Origin of the sequence: Streptomyces gilvosporeus, assembly GCF_002082195.1 — a bacterium.
GTDB classification, from domain to species: domain Bacteria; phylum Actinomycetota; class Actinomycetes; order Streptomycetales; family Streptomycetaceae; genus Streptomyces; species Streptomyces gilvosporeus.
In genome coordinates this window covers 6,019,242-6,038,040 of sequence record NZ_CP020569.1, presented here as the reverse complement: position 1 = coordinate 6,038,040, position 18,799 = coordinate 6,019,242, and the positions used below count along the sequence as shown (strand labels likewise).

The 18,799-nt window shown below is 70.1% G+C and carries 15 protein-coding genes and 1 riboswitch; of the genes, 8 read left to right on the top strand and 7 right to left on the bottom strand.

The window, feature by feature from the left end; translation table 11 throughout:
• Positions 1-484: 484 nt before the first annotated feature.
• Positions 485-1,195 carry a TetR/AcrR family transcriptional regulator gene (locus tag B1H19_RS27070; RefSeq protein ID WP_083107346.1) on the bottom strand — a complete coding sequence of 237 codons (711 nt, stop codon included), beginning with the start codon at positions 1,193-1,195 and terminating at the stop codon, positions 485-487.
• 149 nt (positions 1,196-1,344) lie between these two features.
• Here B1H19_RS27070 and B1H19_RS27065 point away from each other — a divergent pair, with 149 nt between their 5' ends.
• Both B1H19_RS27065 and nagB read left to right on the top strand, forming a co-directional pair.
• On the top strand, positions 1,345-2,118 hold the full coding sequence (locus tag B1H19_RS27065) for an SDR family oxidoreductase (RefSeq protein ID WP_083107345.1): 774 nt from the start codon (positions 1,345-1,347) through the stop codon (positions 2,116-2,118).
• 168 nt (positions 2,119-2,286) lie between these two features.
• Positions 2,287-3,069, top strand: coding sequence for a glucosamine-6-phosphate deaminase (nagB, locus tag B1H19_RS27060; protein WP_083107344.1), 783 nt, complete (start codon positions 2,287-2,289; stop codon positions 3,067-3,069).
• A gap of 85 nt (positions 3,070-3,154) precedes the next feature.
• On the opposite strand, the gene B1H19_RS27055 is transcribed toward nagB, so the two are convergent.
• The 4 genes from B1H19_RS27055 to B1H19_RS27040 all read right to left on the bottom strand — a co-directional run bounded on the left by B1H19_RS27055 (position 3,155) and on the right by B1H19_RS27040 (position 7,881).
• A complete protein-coding gene (locus tag B1H19_RS27055) occupies positions 3,155-4,693 on the bottom strand; it encodes a glycoside hydrolase family 3 protein (RefSeq protein ID WP_083107343.1) in 1,539 nt (512 codons plus the stop codon).
• Positions 4,694-4,696: 3 nt separating this feature from the next.
• Entirely contained in the window at positions 4,697-5,527 is an 831-nt protein-coding gene (locus B1H19_RS27050; RefSeq protein ID WP_083107342.1) for a carbohydrate ABC transporter permease, read from the bottom strand.
• Positions 5,524-6,525 (bottom strand): carbohydrate ABC transporter permease, encoded by a 1,002-nt coding sequence (locus B1H19_RS27045; protein WP_083107341.1) that lies wholly within the window; start codon positions 6,523-6,525, stop codon positions 5,524-5,526. Before B1H19_RS27045 ends, B1H19_RS27050 begins: the two co-directional genes overlap by 4 nt.
• Before the next feature lie 90 nt (positions 6,526-6,615).
• Complete coding sequence (locus B1H19_RS27040; RefSeq protein WP_083107340.1) at positions 6,616-7,881, bottom strand: extracellular solute-binding protein; 1,266 nt, start codon at positions 7,879-7,881, stop codon at positions 6,616-6,618.
• A gap of 252 nt (positions 7,882-8,133) precedes the next feature.
• Here B1H19_RS27040 and B1H19_RS27035 point away from each other — a divergent pair, with 252 nt between their 5' ends.
• The 6 genes from B1H19_RS27035 to B1H19_RS27010 all read left to right on the top strand — a co-directional run bounded on the left by B1H19_RS27035 (position 8,134) and on the right by B1H19_RS27010 (position 16,948).
• On the top strand, positions 8,134-8,889 hold the full coding sequence (locus B1H19_RS27035; protein ID WP_030067803.1) for a GntR family transcriptional regulator: 756 nt from the start codon (positions 8,134-8,136) through the stop codon (positions 8,887-8,889).
• A 137-nt stretch (positions 8,890-9,026) separates the two neighbouring features.
• On the top strand, positions 9,027-9,296 hold the full coding sequence (locus B1H19_RS27030; RefSeq protein WP_083107339.1) for a DUF3311 domain-containing protein: 270 nt from the start codon (positions 9,027-9,029) through the stop codon (positions 9,294-9,296).
• Positions 9,293-10,972: a monocarboxylate uptake permease MctP gene (gene mctP / locus B1H19_RS27025; protein ID WP_083107338.1), complete on the top strand. Its 1,680-nt coding sequence runs from the start codon at positions 9,293-9,295 to the stop codon at positions 10,970-10,972. Before B1H19_RS27030 ends, mctP begins: the two co-directional genes overlap by 4 nt.
• A 97-nt stretch (positions 10,973-11,069) precedes the next feature.
• Positions 11,070-11,214, top strand: a riboswitch (cobalamin riboswitch).
• Positions 11,215-11,373: 159 nt separating this feature from the next.
• Positions 11,374-13,794 carry a ribonucleoside-diphosphate reductase subunit alpha gene (locus tag B1H19_RS27020; protein WP_083107337.1) on the top strand — a complete coding sequence of 807 codons (2,421 nt, stop codon included), beginning with the start codon at positions 11,374-11,376 and terminating at the stop codon, positions 13,792-13,794.
• Complete coding sequence (locus B1H19_RS27015; RefSeq protein WP_083107336.1) at positions 13,794-14,843, top strand: ribonucleotide-diphosphate reductase subunit beta; 1,050 nt, start codon at positions 13,794-13,796, stop codon at positions 14,841-14,843. Before B1H19_RS27020 ends, B1H19_RS27015 begins: the two co-directional genes overlap by 1 nt.
• 125 nt (positions 14,844-14,968) lie before the next feature.
• Positions 14,969-16,948: a transglycosylase domain-containing protein gene (locus tag B1H19_RS27010; RefSeq protein WP_083107335.1), complete on the top strand. Its 1,980-nt coding sequence runs from the start codon at positions 14,969-14,971 to the stop codon at positions 16,946-16,948.
• Between the two features lie 37 nt (positions 16,949-16,985).
• Here the strand turns inward: B1H19_RS27010 and def are convergent, their stop codons facing one another.
• Positions 16,986-17,630, bottom strand: coding sequence for a peptide deformylase (def, locus tag B1H19_RS27005; protein ID WP_083107334.1), 645 nt, complete (start codon positions 17,628-17,630; stop codon positions 16,986-16,988).
• A 68-nt stretch (positions 17,631-17,698) separates the two neighbouring features.
• A complete protein-coding gene (locus B1H19_RS27000; protein ID WP_083107333.1) occupies positions 17,699-18,685 on the bottom strand; it encodes a tetratricopeptide repeat protein in 987 nt (328 codons plus the stop codon).
• Between the last annotated feature and the right edge of the window lie 114 nt (positions 18,686-18,799).

Genomic DNA, 18,799 nt, shown 5'->3' with positions numbered 1-18,799 from the left:
CACATCTTGGAGCCTACCGGCGTACGGTATACCTGCTGCCCGCACGTCCGGCTCGTCCCGTCTCGTGGCCGGGCCCTTGTTCGCCCCGTTGTTCGTCGGCCTCCCGGGGTCGCTTCGCGCGTATACGGGTACCTTGCAAGGGCATGGACAACCGAGAATGGTCTAGTCCACAATGTCGGGTGCACCACACCCTCTGGGGTCCGCCCCAGACCGTGAACCTCCGCTCTCCCCGCACAGGAGGGCGGAACGAGGCCCAAGGCGCTCTCTGCCCTGACTGCGCCGGGCCTCCGATCGACCGGCTTCGGGCCGGGGCTTGCCCCTACCGCACACGGGGCACCTCCCGGCCGGTAAACGGAGTCGGTTGATGTCAGCTCCGGGCTGCGGTGCCGGACAGGTTGAGGGTCCTGTCCCGGCGCCGCGGCCCGCGGGTGTTTCGGGGCCTGGGGCGATTTCGGCCGCTGGGTGTTTCAGGCTCCCGGATGTTTCAGGCACCCGGCCGTGGGCCGGCCTCCTTCTCCCCCTCTGCCCCCTTCTCCACCTTCTCCTCGTTCTCCTCGTTCTCCCCTGCAGTCGCACCCTCTCCCCCCGTCCGCGGCCAGGCCCGCATCGCCAGTTCCGCGATGACCTCCAGCGTGGCCCGATCCGCGCCGTCGCGCGCCTGCTGTGACATGCCCTGCATCACCGCCACTACGTAGTGGGCGAGTGCGGCCGCGTCCGTGGTGGTGGGGAGTTCACCAGAGGCGACGTCCGCGGTGATCGCCCGCTGGATGTCGTGGACGTTCGCCAGCCTCATCTCCCGCAGGGATTCGGCGACTTCGGCGGAGGCCGGTGCGGTGTTCAGGGCCGCGCTGATGACGAGGCAGCCGCGAGGACGGCCGGGCAGGGTGTATTCGGCCGCGGCCTCGCGCAGCGCCCGTTCGACGCCGCGGCGGGCGGTCGGTTCCTCGGCCACGGCGCGGGGGAGGAAGCCGCCGTAGACCCGTCCGTACTCGGTCACGACCTCGTCGAACAGCGCCCGTTTGTCGCCGAAGGCGGCGTAGAGGCTGGGGGCGCTGATGCCCATGGTGCGGGTGAGGTCGGAGATGGACGTGGCCTCATAGCCCTGCTCCCAGAAGGACCGCATCGCCTGCTCGAGCGCCGTTTCGCGGTCGAAGGACCGGGGTCGGCCCCGCCGTTTCGTGTCCTTGGTCGCCATGGAGTGAATTTTATAGCGGGCGGTAGGGAAGTCGGCGAAGGCGTGCTAGGTTTTTCTGTAGCGAGCGATACAAAAATCGCTCGCCGTCGGACGGGCGTGCGCATGGGGTGCGCGCCGAGCGGCGCATACGGAACCGGGAGGGGCAGGCCATGGGGACACTCAGCGGCAGGACGGCGCTGGTGACGGGCGGCAGCAGGGGAATCGGCCGGGCGATTGCGGAGCGGCTGGGGCGGGACGGGGCGCGGGTCGCCGTGCATTACGGACGCGACGAGGTGGCGGCGAAGGAGACGGTCGCGGCGATCGAGGCCGAGGGCGGCCGGGCCTTCGCGATCCGGGCCGAGCTGGGGGTGCCGGGGGACGCCGCGACGCTGTGGGCCGCGTTCGACGAGCAGGCCGACGGACTGGACATCCTGGTCAACAACGCCGGGATCAACAAAGCGGTGGACGGCACGCTCAAGCGGATCGGCGAGGTGACGGAGGAGGACTTCGACCGCCTCTTCGCGGTCAACGCCAAGGCGCCGTTCTTCATCGCCCAGCAGGGGCTGCGCCGGATGCGGGACGGCGGGCGGATCATCACCACCTCGACGGGGCTGACGCGCGGCGCGGCCAAGCCGGAGCTGATCGCCTACGCCATGAGCAAGGGCGCGGTCGACGTCTTCACCTCGACGCTCGCAAAGGACCTGGGCCCGCGCGGAATCACGGTCAACGCCGTGGCGCCCGGCGCGGTCGACACAGATATGAACGCCGGATGGCTGCGCGGGGAGGGCAACTCCGAGGCGCGTACGGCACTGCGGGCGATATCCCCGCTCGGGCGGGTGGGGCAGCCCGCCGATATCGGTGACGTGGTGGCGTTCCTCGCCTCCGACGACAGCCGTTGGGTGACGGGGCAGTGGATCGATGCGACGGGAGGTGCGCTGCTCTGACGCCGCGCGGCCGGGGGCCGACGCCCCCCTGGGGCGGCGTCGGCGAAGGCCACCGGGACGACGGTGAAACGTCCCTCGCCGTTCCCTTCCGGCACCCCGTCGCCTGAGCCTCCCTCTGCTAGATTGGTCTATACCACATAGCCCATTCTCCAGAACGGCAGGCCAAGCGTGGAAGTTGTCATCGTCCCGGACGCCACGGCAGGCGGCGAGCTCATCGCGGAGGCCATGGCCGCCCTGATGCGCCGCAAGCCCGACGCGCTGCTCGGCGTGGCCACCGGCTCGACCCCGTTGCCCATCTATCAGGCGCTGGCGGCGAAGGTCCGGGCCGGCGAGCTGGACGCCTCACGGGCGCGTATCTGCCAGCTCGATGAATATGTGGGTCTGCCGGCCGGGCATCCCGAGTCCTACCGTTCGGTGGTACTTCGGGAGGTGGTGGAGCCGCTGGGTCTGGGCGAGGGCTCCTTCATGGGGCCGGACGGTACGGCACCGGACGTCCATGCCGCGTGCGAGGCGTACGACACGGCGCTGAGCGCGGCGGGGGGTGTGGACCTCCAGCTGCTCGGCATCGGCACCGACGGGCACATCGGCTTCAACGAGCCGTGTTCGTCGCTCGCTTCGCGTACCCGTATCAAGACGCTCACCCGGCAGACCCGGGAGGACAACGCCCGTTTCTTCGACAGCCTCGACGAGGTCCCGCACCACGTCATGACCCAGGGCATCGGCACCATCCTGGAGGCCCGGCATCTGGTGCTGCTCGCCACCGGCGAGGGCAAGGCCGATGCGGTGGCCCATGCGGTCGAGGGCCCGGTCGCCGCGCTGGTGCCGGCCTCGGCCCTCCAGCTCCACCCGCATGCGACGGTCGTCGTCGACGAGGCCGCGGCCTCCAAGCTGAAGCTCGCCGACTACTTCCGGGCCACGTATGCGGCCAAGCCGGAGTGGCAGGGGATCTGACTCCTGGGGGGACGCGGGCGCTCGGCGGGGCGGGGGCGGACGGGTGGGCCCATCGGGCGCCCGTCGGCCGCCGCCCCACCGCGTGTCAGCGCCTCGCGTCCCTGCCGGTCAGGGCCTCCGCTGCGGCGCGGGCGCAGACGCGGGCCGCGCCATGGGTGGCGATGTGGACGGCGCCGGTGGGCGGGGACTGGGGGACGCCCATTTCCACCACGGCGGTGTCGGGGCGGGCGGCGGTGAGGGTGCGCAGGGCATCGGCCATCCACGGATGGCGGTGGGCGTCGCGGACGACGGCGACCAGGGGACGGCCGGCGGCCTCGGTCAGCAGGGCGTCCACCAGGGCGCGGGTGCCGAGGGCGGCCGCGGCGGGGGCGCCGTAGGTGGCGGTACGGGTGCCGGGCAGCAGACGGGCGAGTTCGGCGGCGATGCCCCAGGGGGTGTCGTCACCCACGGCGATATTGGCGAGGGGGGTGAAGGCGGCGACGTAGGCGGGTCCGGTCAGCGGTGCGCGGGGGCCGTCGGCAGTGGTGATGCGCAGGGCGCGGCGGGCGGCGGTCAGGCCGATGCCGGGTGCGGGCGCGGTCCCCGCCGCCGCGCCCGCGCTCCGGGTCCAGCAAGCCAGGGCGCGTACCCGTGCCGCGGCGTCGGCGAGCCGCTGCTCGGCCAGTTCGCCGTCGCGTACCGCCCGTACCAGGGCATCGCGCAGGCGTAGCACGGTGTCCTCGTCGGCCAGTCCGCCGCCGACGCAGATGGCGTCCGCGCCGGCCGCGAGGGCCCGTACGCTGCCGCGTTCGATGCCGTAGGTGGCGGAGATCGCCCGCATCTCCATGCCGTCGGTGACGATCAGCCCGTCGAAGCCGAGTCCGCCCTCGGTGACGGGTGCGCGCAGCAGGCCGTGCAGGGCGGCCGGGCTGAGGGTGGCCGGATGGTCGCCGTCCAGCGCGGGCAGCAGGATGTGCGCGCTCATGACGGCCTTGGTGCCGGCGGCGATGGCGGCGCGGAAGGGGACCAGTTCGCGTTCCTGAAGGGTGGTCAGGTCGACGGTGATACGGGGCAGGTCGTGGTGGGAGTCGACGGCGGTGTCGCCGTGGCCGGGGAAGTGCTTGGTGCAGGCGGCGACACCGGCGGACTGGAGTCCTTCGACGTAGGCGGCGGTGTGCCGGGCGACCAGCTGCGGGTCGGCGCCGAAGGAGCGTACGCCGATGACCGGGTTGTCGGGGTTGGAGTTGACGTCGGCGGAGGGCGCCCAGTTGAGGGTGATACCGCAGTCGGCCAGGCGGCGGCCGAGTTCGCGGGCCACCGCACGGGTCAGGGCGGTGTCGTCGACGGCGCCGAGCGCGAGGTTGCCGGGGAAGGAGGAGCCGCCGCGTACGTCGAGGCGGGTGACGTCGCCGCCCTCCTCGTCGACGGCGATGAGGAGATCGTCCCGTACGTCCTTCAACTGGGCGCACAGGGCGGCGAGTTGGTCGGCGTCGTGCACATTGCGGCCGAAGAGGCCGACGGCGGCCAGGCCCTGGTCGAGGCGGCGGAGCAGCCAGTCGGGGGCGGTGGTGCCGGTGAAACCGGGTTGCAGGACGGCGAGGGCGTCGCGGGTGAGCGTGTCGGTGGCACGAACGGGGGTGACCATGCGTTATCCCTTCACTGCGCCGGAGGTGAGACCGCCGACCGCCTTGCGTTGCAGGAACAGGAAGAGGAGCAGGATCGGGACGGCGAAGAGGGAGGCCGCGGCCATGGTGGCCCCCCAGTCGTCCCCGAACTGGCTCTGGAACTGCGAGAGCCACAGCGGCAGCGTGCCCGCGTCGGGCTCCTTGTTGAGGACCAGCACGAGCGGGAATTCGTTCCAGGCGGTGATGAAGCCGAAGAGGGAGGTGGCCATCAGCCCGGGGGCGAGAAGCGGGAAGACCACCTTGAGGAAGGCCTGGCGGCGTGTGCAGCCGTCGACCATCGCGGACTCCTCCAGCTCCCTGGGCACGGCGGCGACATAGCCGCGCAGCGTCAGCAGGGTGAAGGGCAGCACCATCAGCATGTAGAAGAAGGTCAGCGGGAGGAGGCTGTTGAGCATGTCGGCGTCGCGGACGATCAGATAGACCGAGATCACCATGACCTCCCAGGGCGCCATCTGCGCGACCATGAAGGTCAGCAGGACGCCCCGGCGGCCCCGAAAGCGCATCCGGGTCAGGGCGAACGCCCCGCACAGCGCGATGACCAGGGACAGGACGACGGCGAGGACGGTCACGACGGCCGAGTTCCCGGCCAGGGTCCAGAAGTGGGGCGCGCCCACGGCCGTCGCGAAGTGCGCGAAGGTGCCGTGGAACGGGAACCACACCGGGTCCTCGCTGATGATGTCCCGGGTCGGCTTGAAGGCCGTGTTGAACATCCAGTACACGGGAAAGACGAAGCCGGCGGCCAGGACGAGCGCCGTGGCGTTGGGCCAGATGCGGCCGGCGAGCGAGCGCTTCACAGCGCGGCCTCCTCTTGTTCCTCCTGGGCTTCCTGCTTCAGCGTCAGCCGCAGGTAGTAGGCGGTCACGGCCAGCAGCACGGCGATCGTCAGCAGCGAGATCGCAGCGCCCATGCCGAAGTGGAGATTGCCCACGCCCTCGGTGAAGGCGTAGATCGGCAGGGTCTCGGTGAGCCGGTCCGGACCGCCCTGGTTGATCGCGAAGATCTGCGGGAACGCCTTGAACACCCAGATGACCTCGAGGAAGGTCGTGGCCAGGAAGAAGGGCCGCAGAAAGGGGAAGGTGACGCGGGTGAAGACCTGCCAGGTGCCGGCACCGTCCATCCGGGCCGCCTCGTAGAGCTCCTGGGGGATGGTCGTGGTGGCGGCGTAGAGGTTGAGCGCCACGAAGGGCAGTGACTGCCAGACGATCAGTACGGTGATGACGAAGAAGGTGGACAGCTGGGTGCCGACCCAGTCGTAGTGCGCCATGGCGTGCCAGCCGAGCCGGTCCAGCACCCAGTTGACGACGCCGTAGCGGGAGTCGAAGAGCCACTGGAAGACGGTGGTGGCGGCGATCACCGGCATCGCCCAGGCCAGCACCAGCGCGAGGGAGAGGGTCAGGCGCATCTTCTTGCCGAGGCGGGCCAGCAGCAGTCCGACGAGCGTGCCCAGCGCCATGATCAGTACGACGTTGACGGCGGTGAAGACGAGGGTGCGCCCGGTCACCCGCCAGAACTGCTCGCTGCCCAGGATCTCCTGGTAGTTGCCGATTCCGCGCCATTCGGTGAGGTGCTGGATCAGCTCCTTCATATTGAGGTTCTGGAAGGAGAGCAGGAGGTTGCGCACCATCGGCCAGCCGAGGAAGACCGCGGTGGCGAGCAGGGCGGGGAGCAGCAGCAGATACGGCGTGCCGCGCCGTCGGCCAGGGCCGTGTCGGCCGGGTGGCACGCCTGGGGTGCCGGTCCGCCCCGCGCACCGGTCGGTCGCGGCCTTCGCGCCGTCGAGCTGCACTGCCATGGGCCCCTGATCCCCTCGTTTCCCCTCGGATGCACCCGTGCCGCAGGCGTACGGGACCGGGGACGGCCGGCCCCGTACGCGGGGTGGTCGTTATTGCTTGGCGAGCCGGGCGTTGATGTCCGCCTCGACGTCCTTGGCGGCCGCGGCCGGTGACTTTCCGCCGAGCACTGCCGTCATATAGCTCTTGATCGGATTCGGAACGTTCTCCACCGCGGCCCACTGGGGAATCAGCGGAGTGGTGCCGCCGGACTTGGCCGCGGCGGGTGCGGCGGCGGCCGCGGCGGGATTCTCCTCGGCGGCCGCGGCCAGGGCCGGGGATTTCGGTGTCCAGCCGGATTCCTTGACCATCTGGGCGTCGTTCTGCTTCGACAGGGCGATCTTCAGGAATTCCTTGGCGAGTTCCTGGTTCTTGCCCATTCCGGCGACGGCGAAGTTGGAGCCGCCGAGGAAGACACCCTCGGGCTTGTCGGCGGTTTCCCCGGGAATGGTGAAGAAGCCGATGTCCTGCTTGATGGCCGGGTTGGTCTTGACGGCTTCGGCCGCCTCGTACCCCATGGCGATGATCGCGCCGGTCTTCCCCTTGGCGAAGACATCGGCCTGCTGCGGGGTGGCCTCGTCCTTGTTCTTCGGCGCGGTGCTGAAGGACTGGTACTGCCGGTAGACGTCCATGGCCTTGGCGACCTTGGGGTCACCGAGGTTGGAGACCCATGTGCCGCCCTGCTTCCTGACCAGGTCGGCGCCGGTGCCGATGGTCAGCCCGTCGAAGAAGTACCAGTTCTGGCCGGGGAGATAGAGCGGTTCGGCGTCGGTCTTCTTCTTGATGGCGGCAAGGTCCTCGAAGAGCTCGCCGCGCGTCTTCGGAATGCCCTTGAGGCCCGCCTGCGCCCAGATCTTCTTGTTGTACATGACGACGCGGTTTCCGGCGTACCACGGAAGCGCGTACTGCATTCCGTCGACCATCGCGGCCTTGTTGAAGGCGTCGTTCCAGTCGGCGCCGATCTGCTTCTTCAGATCGCCGAGGTCGGCCAGGGCGCCCGCCTTGGCGTAGGCGGCGGTCTGGGTGTTGCCGATTTCGACGACGTCGGGCGGGGTGTCCTCGGACAGTGCGGTGCTCAGCTTCTGCTGAATACCGTTCCACTGCTGGACCTTGAACTCGACGGTGGCGCCGGTCTTCTTCTTGAATTGCGCGGAGACCTGTTTGGTCCACTGCGCCGGATTCGATCCGCTCATCACCCAAACGGTCAGCTTTTTTCCCTGGAAGCCGTCCGCGCCCGCATTGCCGTCGCCTGAGCCACAGGCAGCGACACCCACCAGCATTCCCGCGACCGCCGTCGCCGCTATGAGCCCACGCTTCATCGCGCTCTCCCCTAAAGGCCGGGTGTGGTCTTTAATAGAGTTGTCCGAATGGTTTAGACCAGTGATCGCAGCTTGGCCTAGACCTTTAGGGGTGTCAAGGGTGTATAAGAGTCGCTGTCAGGTCCGTTACCGGACCGACATCTGGCGGGTCGGGACCCGAGGAAGCGCGGGGAAGCACTCGTGCCACCATGTGAGCCGCTACGTACGGAGGAGCCGGTGACGGCAGCGCGACAGGAGTCGGAGAGGCGGGTCATGGAGACCGAAGGCGGCAGTGCCGACAGCGGCGGCGCGCGCACCGCTCGGGTGCCCAAGTACTACCGCCTCAAACGGCACTTGCTGGAGATCACCGAGACGCTGCCGCCCGGCACCCCGGTACCGCCCGAGCGCACCCTCGCCGCGGAGTTCGACACCTCCCGTACGACGGTCCGTCAGGCCCTCCAGGAGCTCGTCGTCGAAGGCCGGCTGGAGCGGATCCAGGGCAAGGGCACCTTCGTCGCCAAGCCCAAGGTCTCCCAGGCGCTGCAACTGACCTCCTACACGGAGGACATGCGCGCCCAGGGGCTGGAGCCCACCTCCCAGCTGCTGGACATCGGCTATGTCACCGCCGACGACCGGCTCGCCGGACTGCTGGACATCACCGCCGGCGGCCGGGTGCTGCGCATCGAACGGCTGCGGCTGGCCAGCGGCGAGCCCATGGCCATCGAGATCACCCATCTGTCGGCCAAGCGCTTCCCCGCGCTCCGCCGCAACCTCGTCAAGTACACCTCGCTCTACACCGCGCTGGCCGAGGTCTACGACGTGCGGCTGGCCGAGGCCGAGGAGACCATCGAGACCTCACTGGCCACCCCGCGCGAGGCCGGGCTGCTGGGCACGGACGTCGGGCTGCCGATGCTGATGCTCTCGCGGCACTCCCTCGACGCCCAGGGCCGTCCGGTGGAATGGGTCCGCTCGGTCTACCGCGGCGACCGCTACAAGTTCGTCGCCCGGCTGCGCCGCCCCGCCGACTGACCGCCCGCCGGCCCGGTCGGCGCGTGCGCAACTCACCTATGCCATACCGATATGCGGAAAGCTGGTGACGCGCGCCACGCCTCTGGCTTAGATTTCCAGCCGATTGCCCAGGAGATCACGCCACGGACGGAGCCCCCATGCCAGAGCCGGAGTCGCCAGCCTCCTCCCCGGAGCGCAGACCTCTCGTCACGCCCACCCGGGTGGTGGCCGGGGTGTGTCTGGTCGCTCCCTTCGTGGCGATGCTGTGGGTGAGTTCGTACGCCAGGATCGAACCGAGGCTCGCCGGGGTCCCGTTCTTCTACTGGTACCAGATGCTGTGGGTGCCGGTCTCGACGGCGCTGACGGCGGTCGCGTACAAGCTGGTGCAGCGTGAACAGCGCGCCCGCAAGGGGGGTGTGGCCCAGTGAGCCGCCTCGCCTCCCCCGCGGCCCTCGCCGCCGGCGCCCACGGCGGCGTCAACGGCGTCGCGCTGGCCGTCTTCGTCTTCTTCTTCCTGGCCGTGACGGTCATGGGCTTCCTGGCCGCGCGCTGGCGCAACGCCGAGCAGTCCGCCAGCCTCGACGAATGGGGTCTGGGCGGCCGCAGCTTCGGCACCTGGATCACCTGGTTCCTGCTCGGCGGCGACCTCTACACCGCGTACACCTTCGTCGCGGTCCCGGCGGCCATCTACGCGGCGGGCGCCTCCGGCTTCTTCGCCGTGCCGTACACGATCCTCGTCTACCCGCTGATCTTCACCTTCCTGCCCCGCCTCTGGTCGGTCTCGCACAAGCACGGCTACGTCACCACCTCCGACTTCGTGCGCGGCCGCTTCGGTTCCAAGGGCCTGTCGCTGGCCATGGCGCTCACCGGCATCCTCGCCACGATGCCGTACATCGCCCTCCAACTGGTCGGCATCCAGGCCGTCCTGGACGTGATGGGCGTCGGCGGCGGCGAGCACACCAACTGGTTCGTCAAGGACCTGCCGCTGCTGATCGCGTTCGCGGTGCTGGCGGCCTACACCTACTCCTCGGGGCTGCGGGCGCCCGCCCTGATCGCCTTCGTCAAGGACGGCCTGATCTATCTGGTCCTCGCCGTCGCGATCATCTACATCCCCGCCAAACTCGGCGGTTTCGGCCACATCTTCGACGCGGCGGGCAAGGCGCTGGCTCAGCCGGGCGCCGTCCCCGGAAAACCGCGCGGCGAGCTGGCCAGCGGCCCCCACAACCAGTGGGCGTACGCCACGCTGGCGCTGGGCTCGGCGCTGGCGCTGTTCATGTACCCGCACTCCATCACCGCCACGCTGTCCTCCCGCAGCCGCAACGTCATCCGCCGCAACACCACCATCCTCCCGCTCTACTCCCTGATACTGGGCTTCCTGGCGCTGCTCGGCTTCATGGCCGTCAAGGCCGGTACGGACATCCAGGGCAATCCGCAGCTGGCGGTTCCGCAGCTGTTCGAGGACATGTTCCCGAGCTGGTTCGCCGGCGTCGCGTTCGCCGCGATCGGCATCGGCGCGCTGGTGCCCGCCGCCATCATGTCCATCGCCGCGGCCAACCTCTTCACCCGTAACGTCTACAAGGACTTCCTGCGGCCCGAGGCGACCGCCGAACAGGAGCACAAGGTCGCCAAGCTCGTCTCCCTGCTGCTCAAGTTCGGTGCGCTGGCCTTCGTCCTGACCATGGACAAAACCGTCGCCATCAACTTCCAGCTGCTGGGCGGCATCTGGATCCTCCAGACCATGCCCGCGCTGGTCGGCGGACTGTTCACCCGGTGGTTCCACCGCTGGGCCCTGCTGCTCGGCTGGGCCGTCGGCATGGTCTACGGCACCCTCGCGGCGTACGGCGTCGCCAGCCCCACCCAGGCCCACTTCGGCGGCCCCAGCGCCGAGATCCCCGGCATCGGCGAGATCGGGTACATCGGCCTGACCGCGTTCGTCCTGAACGTCGCGGTCGCCGTCGTCTTCACCTTCGCCCTGAAGGCCGCCAAGGCCCCCGAGGGCACCGACGAGACCAGCCCCGCCGACTACACCGCGGACCTCGGCGACGCGGAGGCCACCGCCACCGACCTGCCCCCGGCCGCGGCGGAGGCACCGGCCGGGCGCTGACGCCCCACCACGACTGAGGGCGAAGGCCACTGACAGACACCGCTTGATCACCGAGGACACACTAGATGTGGGGGTGCACGCGAGAGGGCACCCCCACATGTATGCTCGTGCTCGCTGTCGCCGCAGGGGAATCCGGTGGGAATCCGGAACTGTCCCGCAACGGTGTACGAGTGCGCCCGATGCCTTATACGGCCATCCCGCGCCCCTGAAGTCCGAGGACCTGCCGACAGTACGTCCGTGCCGCCATGGGTGCGGACGTCGACACGTCCGGGCCCCGAGGGCTGGGCCGGTGGACGCCGCGCGGTATGCCCGCGCACCCCTGACCGTCTTGGGGTGCCGCATGCCCGCGTGCGCCCGTCGCGCCTTCCTCCCGGCCCCCGCCGAGTGAGGGAGAGCATCACGTGACCATCGCGCCAACGGAGCCCGCGTCAGACGCCGAGGTCGTGCAGCCTGCGGTGACCACGCCTGCCACCCCCGCCGCCGGCGGGCCGGGCGAGGACGGACCGGGTGTCGCGCTGCTGCGCACGCTGACCGAGCTGACCGTGGACCTCACCGCGACCGACCCCGGCAAGGTGGCCGCCGCCGCGCTGCGCGGCCGTCACCGGGACTCGGACGAGTCCGAGTTGCGCGCGCTGGCCACCGAGGCCGCGGCCGGGCTGATCGGCGACGAGCCGCAGTACTCCAAGCTCGCGGCGCGGCTGCTCACCCTCGCGATCTCGGAGGAGGCGGCCGGACAGGGGGCGGTCGCCTTCTCCGCCTCCGTGGCGGTCGGCCACCGCGAGGGGCTGATCGCCGACGAGACCGCGGAGTTCGTACGGACGCATGCCGAGCGGCTTAACGCCCTGGTCGACAACGCGCTCGCGGAAGGCGCCGACGACCGGTTCGGGTACTTCGGGCTGCGCACCCTGCACTCGCGCTATCTGCTGCGCCACCCCACCACCCGTCAGGTCATCGAGACCCCGCAGCACTTCCTGCTCCGGGTGGCCTGCGGCCTGGCGGAGGACCACAGCGACCGGGCCCTGGCCGACGTGGCCGAGCTCTACCGGCTGACCAGCTCGCTGTCCTACCTCCCGTCCTCCCCCACCCTCTTCAACTCCGGCACCCGCCACCCGCAGATGTCGTCCTGCTATCTGCTGGACTCCCCGCTGGACGAGCTGGACTCGATCTACGACCGCTACCACCAGGTGGCGCGGCTGTCCAAGCACGCCGGCGGCATCGGCCTGTCCTACTCCCGTATCCGCGCCCGCGGTTCACTGATCCGCGGCACCAACGGGCACTCCAACGGCATCGTGCCGTTCCTGCGCACCCTGGACGCCTCGGTCGCGGCCGTGAACCAGGGCGGCCGGCGCAAGGGCGCGGCCTGTGTCTATCTGGAGACCTGGCACGCCGACATCGAGGAGTTCCTGGAGCTGCGCGACAACACCGGTGAGGAGGCCCGCCGGACGCACAACCTGAACATCGCGCACTGGATCCCGGACGAGTTCATGCGCCGGGTCGAGGCGGACGCCGACTGGTCGCTGTTCTCGCCGTCGGACGCGCCGGAGCTGGTGGACCTGTGGGGCGACGAGTTCGACGCCGCGTACCGCAGGGCCGAGGCCGAGGGCCGGGCGCTCAAGCAGATCCCGGCCCGGGTGCTCTACGCCCGCATGATGCGCACCCTGGCGCAGACCGGCAACGGCTGGATGACCTTCAAGGACGCCGCCAACCGCACCGCCAACCAGACCGCCGAGCCCGGCCAGGTCGTGCACTCCTCCAACCTGTGCACCGAGATCCTGGAGGTGACGAACGACGGGGAGACCGCGGTCTGCAACCTCGGATCCGTCAACCTCGCCGCGCACCTGGGCGCGGACGGCGAGATGGACTGGGAGAAGCTGGACGCCACGGTCCGTACGGCCGTCACCTTCCTCGACCGCGTCGTGGACATCAACTTCTACCCGACCGAGCAGGCGGGGGCCTCCAACTCCCGCTGGCGGCCGGTCGGTCTGGGCCTGATGGGCCTCCAGGACGTCTTCTTCCGGCTGCGGCTGCCCTTCGACTCGCCCGAGGCGACGGAGCTGTCGACCCGTATCTCCGAGCGGATCATGCTCGCCGCCTACGAGGCGTCGGCCGATCTCGCCGAGCGGCACGGTCCGCATCCGGCCTGGTCGGCGACGCGTACGGCGCGCGGGGTGCTGCACCCCGACCACTACCCGGCCGCCGAGCCCCGCTGGGCCGACCGCTGGGCCGCGCTGCGCGCCCGCATCGCGAAGACCGGGATGCGCAACTCCCTCCTCCTGGCCATCGCGCCGACCGCCACCATCGCCTCCATCGCGGGGGTGTACGAGTGCATCGAGCCGCAGGTGTCCAACCTCTTCAAGCGCGAAACCCTGTCGGGCGAGTTCTTGCAGGTCAATGCGTATCTGATCGAGGAGCTCAAGGCGCTGGGGCTGTGGGACGCGCGGACCCGTGACGCGCTGCGCGAGGCCAACGGCTCCATTGCGGACCTCGGCTGGATCCCCGAGGACGTCCGGGCCCGCTACCGCACGGCCTGGGAGATCCCGCAGCGCGCGCTGATCGACATGGCCGCGGCCCGTACGCCCTACCTCGACCAGAGCCAGTCGCTGAACCTCTTCATGGCGTCGCCGACCATCGGCAAGCTCAGCTCGATGTACGCCTACGCCTGGAAGCGCGGCATCAAGACGACGTACTACCTGCGCTCCCGCCCGGCGACCCGGATCGCCCAGTCGGCCCGCGCCTCCGTCCCCGTACCGCAGCAGGCCGCCGACCCCGAGGCGGTCGCCTGCTCCCTGGAAAACCCCGAGTCCTGCGAGGCCTGCCAGTAATGACCACCGAAACAAGCGCTTCCGCGGCCCACACCGCCACCACCGGTGAGAAGAACCTCCTCGACCCGGGCTTCGAGCTGACCCTGCGGCCGATGCGGTACCCGGACTTCTACGACCGCTACCGCGACGCGATCAAGAACACCTGGACCGTGGAGGAGGTCGACCTCCACTCCGACGTCGCCGACCTCGCCAAGCTCTCGCCGGGCGAGCAGCACATGATCGGCCGGCTGGTCGCCTTCTTCGCGACCGGTGACTCGATCGTCGCCAACAACCTCGTGCTGACGCTCTACAAGCACATCAACTCCCCCGAGGCGCGGCTGTACCTGAGCCGTCAGCTCTTCGAGGAGGCGGTGCACGTCCAGTTCTATCTGACGCTGCTGGACACCTATCTGCCCGACCCGGAGGACCGCGCCGCCGCCTTCGCGGCCGTGGAGAACATCCCGTCCATCCGGGAGAAGGCCGAGTTCTGCTTCAAGTGGATGGACTCGGTCGAGAGCATCGACCGGCTGGAGTCCAAGGCCGACCGCCGCCGCTTCCTGCTGAACCTGATCTGCTTCGCGGCCTGCATCGAGGGCCTGTTCTTCTACGGCGCCTTCGCGTATGTGTACTGGTTCCGGTCGCGGGGCCTGCTGCACGGCCTGGCCACCGGCACCAACTGGGTCTTCCGGGACGAGTCCATGCACATGGAGTTCGCGTTCTCGGTGGTCGACACGGTCCGTGAGGAGGAGCCCGACCTCTTCGACGACAAGCTGGAGCAGCAGGTCACCGAGATGCTCCAGGAGGCCGTCGAGGCGGAGCTCCAGTTCGGCCGGGACCTGTGCGGTGACGGCCTGCCGGGGATGAACACCGAGTCGATGCGCGAGTACCTCCAGTGCGTGGCCGACCAGCGGCTCCAGCGCCTCGGTTTCGCGCCAGTCTACGGCTCGGAGAACCCGTTCTCCTTCATGGAGTTGCAGAACGTCCAGGAGCTGACCAACTTCTTCGAGCGGCGGGCCTCGGCCTACCAGGTCGCCGTGGAGGGCTCGGTCTCCTTCGACGACGAGTTCTAGACGCCGGGTTCCCCACGCCCGGGTTCCGGACGTGACGCATTCCGGCCGCCCGCCGATTATGAGCATCCTGTGAGCGGGCGGCCGGAACGGCAACCGGCCTGCTGTTCCGTACTGTCTACGGAGATATGAAGGGGCTGAGGAAGACGGTGCGCGGCCTGCCGTGGCGCCGGGTCATCGACTATCCGCGCCGGGGGCGAGTGGGGCTGCGGCGCTGGCTGCCGTCGTGGAAGCTGCTGCTGGGCACCTTCGGGTCCGCTCTCGGTGGCCTGGCGGCGCTGTTCGCCGTCGTCTACGTCACCGTCGACATCCCCAACGAGAACGAACTGGCCGCCCAGGAAGCCTCCATCTACTACTGGGCGGACGGCAGTCAGATGGTCAGCGTCGGCGCCGTCAACCGGCAGAACGTCACCCTCGACAAGGTCCCCGATTCCGTCGAGCACGCCGTCATCGCCGCGGAGAACGCCACCTTCTACTCCGATTCCGGCGTCTCCCTCCAGGGAATCGGCCGGGCGGTGGTGAACATGATGTCCGGTGAGGACACCCAGGGCGGTTCCACCATCACCCAGCAGTATGTGAAGAACACCTATCTCTCGCAGGACCAGACGGTCACCCGCAAGGCGAAGGAATTCATCATCTCGCTGAAGGTGAGCAACCAGAAGTCGAAGCGGGATATTCTGCGCGGTTATCTCAACACCAGCTGGTTCGGCCGGAGTTCGAACGGTATCCAGGCGGCCGCGCACGCCTATTACGGCATCGACGCCGAGCGCCTGAACCCGAGCCAGGGCGCGCTGCTGGCCGCGCTGCTGAAGGGGTCCGAGCAGTACGACCCGTCGCTGAGCAAGGCCAACCACCAGCGGGCGGTGGCGCGTTGGAAATGGATACTCGACCGGCAGGTCAGCCTCGGCATGATGAGCAAGCAGGAGCGCGCAAGGTACACGAAGTTCCCCGAGCCCCGGGCGCTGGCGAAACCCACCAGCCAGGCCGGCCAGATCGGGTATCTCGTCGACGTGGCCAACAAGTTCATCCAGAGCAGTACGGGGCTGACCGACAAGGATCTGGCGCGCGGCGGCTACCGCATTCACACCACCTTCGACAAAAAGCTCACCCAGCGGCTGGAGAAGGCGGTCACCGACGTCCGTCAGCAGGCCATCGATCCGAAGAAGCGGAGCGCCGACACCTTCGTGGAATTCGGCGCGGCGTCGGTCCGTCCCAAGGACGGCGCGATCGTGGCGCTGTACGGGGGCGCGGATGCCACCCGGCATTTCAGCAACAACGCCGACACCGGCGCCGTCCCGGCGGGCTCGACGTTCAAACCGTTCGTCCTGGCGGCCTCGCTCCAGCAGCAGTCCGACGCCTGGGCCGGCGAGACGCTTCCGGAGGACGACCAGCGCGACACCGAGGCGCTGCGCGAGGCCCTGATGTCCGCGCAGAGTCCGCCGTTCGTGCAGGCCGGGCAGCGGATCGGGCTGGAGCGGATCAGGGATCTGGTGACGGCCGCGGGGCTGCGCGAGGAGAGCCTGGCGCAGCTGGAGCCGACGTTCCCGCTCGGCACCTCGGCGCCCAGCGCGATCCGGATGGCGAGCGCGTACACCACCTTCACCAACGGGGGGCTGCACGCCGATCCGTACGCGGTGTCCAGGATGACCGTCGACGGCAAGCCGGTGGAGGGGTTCGACCGGAAGAATCCCGAGCGGGTGCTGGACGCGGGGGTCGCCCAGCGGATGACCGGGATCCTTCAGGGGCTGGGCTGGCGCGTCCTGGGCGCTCCGGAGGGCGCGGCGGCCGGCCGGCCGGTCGCGGCGGGCGTCAGCGAGCCCGGTGACCGGATGAAGTCGGCGTGGTTCGTCGGCAGTCCGTCCGGCGCCGCCTTCCCGGCGGACGAGGTTCCGGCGCCGCGCGCCACCGCGAGCCCCTCACCGGGTGCGGACGGCGGCTTCGGCAAGGGCCTGGCGTCCGGCGACGAGCCGACCACCGCGATCACCATGTTCCGCAACAAGCCGGGCGCCCCGCAGCTGCTGCCGATGAACGGCGTCGGCGGCCCGGACACGGGGCTGGGCACGACCCTTCCGCCCCGGGTCTGGACCGCCTACCAGGAAGCGTCCTGAGGACCGGCGCGGCCCGCTCCGTCCGCGGGCCGCTCCGTCAGTCGTTGGCGACGACGGGGTAGCGCGGCTCCTTCTCGGCCATCTGCTTGAGCGCGTCCTTGCGGTCGCGCTTGGAGAGCCGGTCGATGTAGAGGTAGCCGTTGAGGTGGTCGGTCTCGTGCTGGAGGCAGCGGGCGAAGTAGCCGGTGCCCTGGATGGCGATCGGCTCGCCGGTGGCGTCCTGGCCGCGGACGACGGCGTAGTCGGGGCGGGGCAGCTCGGCGTAGGCGCCGGGCACCGACAGGCAGCCCTCGTTGGAGTCGTCCAGCACCCGGCGCTCGGCCGGCAGCTCGTCCAGGACCGGGTTGCAGACCGCGCCGACGTGCCGTACGCCCTGGTCGTCCATGCAGTCGTAGACGAAGACCTTCAGGTCCACGCCGATCTGGTTGGCGGCCAGGCCCACGCCCTCGGCGGTGCGCTGGCTGGCGAACATGTCGTCGATGAGCCGGGCGAGCTCGTCGTCGAACGCGGTGACGTCCTTGCACTCCCGGTGGAGCACCGGGTTGCCGACGACCGTGATCGGCCGCGAGGTGCCGCGCTCGCGGTGCGCGGCCTCCCGCTCGTCCGCACCGGTCACATCGTCGATGAACTCCCCGTCCACCTGCTGGCCACCGTCCTGATCAAACCCCGGCTGCTGCGCCATGTCCGCCGTATGCCTTCCTGAAAACCCTGATGAGTCGCCGTACAGCCTACGGGGAGCGGGGCGGCCGCTCAGCAGACCTCTTCAAGATCGCGCCATTCACGGGTGTCCGGGCTGTCGGCGACCCAGCCGTCCAGGAGGCCGCGCACCAGGGCGGCGGGGGCCGCGATACCGCATTCCCGCTCGGGGACCCACAGGGAACCGGAGCCCGCGGTGCGGTGGCCCAGGGGGCCGGGGTGGCCCGGTTCGCTGTGGTCGTGGGGGTCGAGATGCTCGCCGTCGCCCTCGTCGCTGGGCATCCGGCTCTCGGAGCACGTACGGCACAGCAGACGCACCGACGAGGACCAGTCCTCGGCGGCGAAGCCCGCATCGGCCGCCAGCCGCTCCAGGGCGTCGCGGTCGGCCTCGGTGGCGGCCTCCAGGAGGACCACCCAGGTGGGGACCGGGGAGGGCGCCCACAGCTCGATCTCGTCGAAGACGGGGTAGGCGGCCCCGGCGGCGGTGGTCCGCTCGCCGTGCGGGACGCCGTCGTGCAGGACGACCTCGCCCCAGCGGCGCCCGGAGGACGGCAGCGGGATGGACAGCACCTCGATACGGGCCGGGTCCAGCCGGCGGCCCCAGACCACCTCGGCCTCGCCCTCCGGGGACAGCCGCACCGCGGCGCTGCCCAGGGCCATCCCGACCGGCTCACCGGACGGGGAGCCCTCGCCGGGGACCTTCAGGCCGTACGCCTGCCAGGCGCGGCGGGCCAGCGGCCAGTCCTGGAGGGCGGTGGCGGCGATGCCGACGTTCCACCAGTCGGGGGCGCCGGTCTCACGGTCGAGCAGGGCCACGGCGCGCAGTCCGGCGGCCCTGGCCTGCTCCCAGTCGTGGCGGAACTTGTGCAGCAGGGCGAGGTTGAACCAGGACTCCGACAGCCACGGCTCCATGTCCGCGGCGCGGGTCAGCAGCGCCCCCGCGTCGTCGTAACGGCCGTCGCCGATCAGCGTGAAAGCGCGGTCGGTCGCCTGCCGCCACGAGGCGGAGGGCCGATGCCGTACCTTGCCGAAGATCCTCACGATTCCCGCCTGCTGGTTGCTCTCGATACCGCTGCCGGGGCGGCTCCCGGGACCTGCCGGGGGTCCCACTCGACAACCTGCCACAGATTGCCGCCGGACTCAGCCCGATTGCCG

Excerpts from the sequence above, each read along its gene's own strand:
- def (WP_083107334.1), bottom strand. The coding sequence starts at position 17,630 with ATGGCGCAGCAGCCGGGGTTTGATCAGGACGGTGGCCAGCAGGTGGAC.
- B1H19_RS27030 (WP_083107339.1), top strand. The coding sequence starts at position 9,027 with ATGCCAGAGCCGGAGTCGCCAGCCTCCTCCCCGGAGCGCAGACCTCTC.
- B1H19_RS27015 (WP_083107336.1), top strand. The coding sequence starts at position 13,794 with ATGACCACCGAAACAAGCGCTTCCGCGGCCCACACCGCCACCACCGGT.
- B1H19_RS27010 (WP_083107335.1), top strand. The coding sequence starts at position 14,969 with ATGAAGGGGCTGAGGAAGACGGTGCGCGGCCTGCCGTGGCGCCGGGTC.
- B1H19_RS27035 (WP_030067803.1), top strand. The coding sequence starts at position 8,134 with ATGGAGACCGAAGGCGGCAGTGCCGACAGCGGCGGCGCGCGCACCGCT.
- B1H19_RS27040 (WP_083107340.1), bottom strand. The coding sequence starts at position 7,881 with ATGAAGCGTGGGCTCATAGCGGCGACGGCGGTCGCGGGAATGCTGGTG.
- B1H19_RS27070 (WP_083107346.1), bottom strand. The coding sequence starts at position 1,195 with ATGGCGACCAAGGACACGAAACGGCGGGGCCGACCCCGGTCCTTCGAC.
- B1H19_RS27065 (WP_083107345.1), top strand. The coding sequence starts at position 1,345 with ATGGGGACACTCAGCGGCAGGACGGCGCTGGTGACGGGCGGCAGCAGG.
- B1H19_RS27045 (WP_083107341.1), bottom strand. The coding sequence starts at position 6,525 with ATGGCAGTGCAGCTCGACGGCGCGAAGGCCGCGACCGACCGGTGCGCG.
- B1H19_RS27055 (WP_083107343.1), bottom strand. The coding sequence starts at position 4,693 with ATGGTCACCCCCGTTCGTGCCACCGACACGCTCACCCGCGACGCCCTC.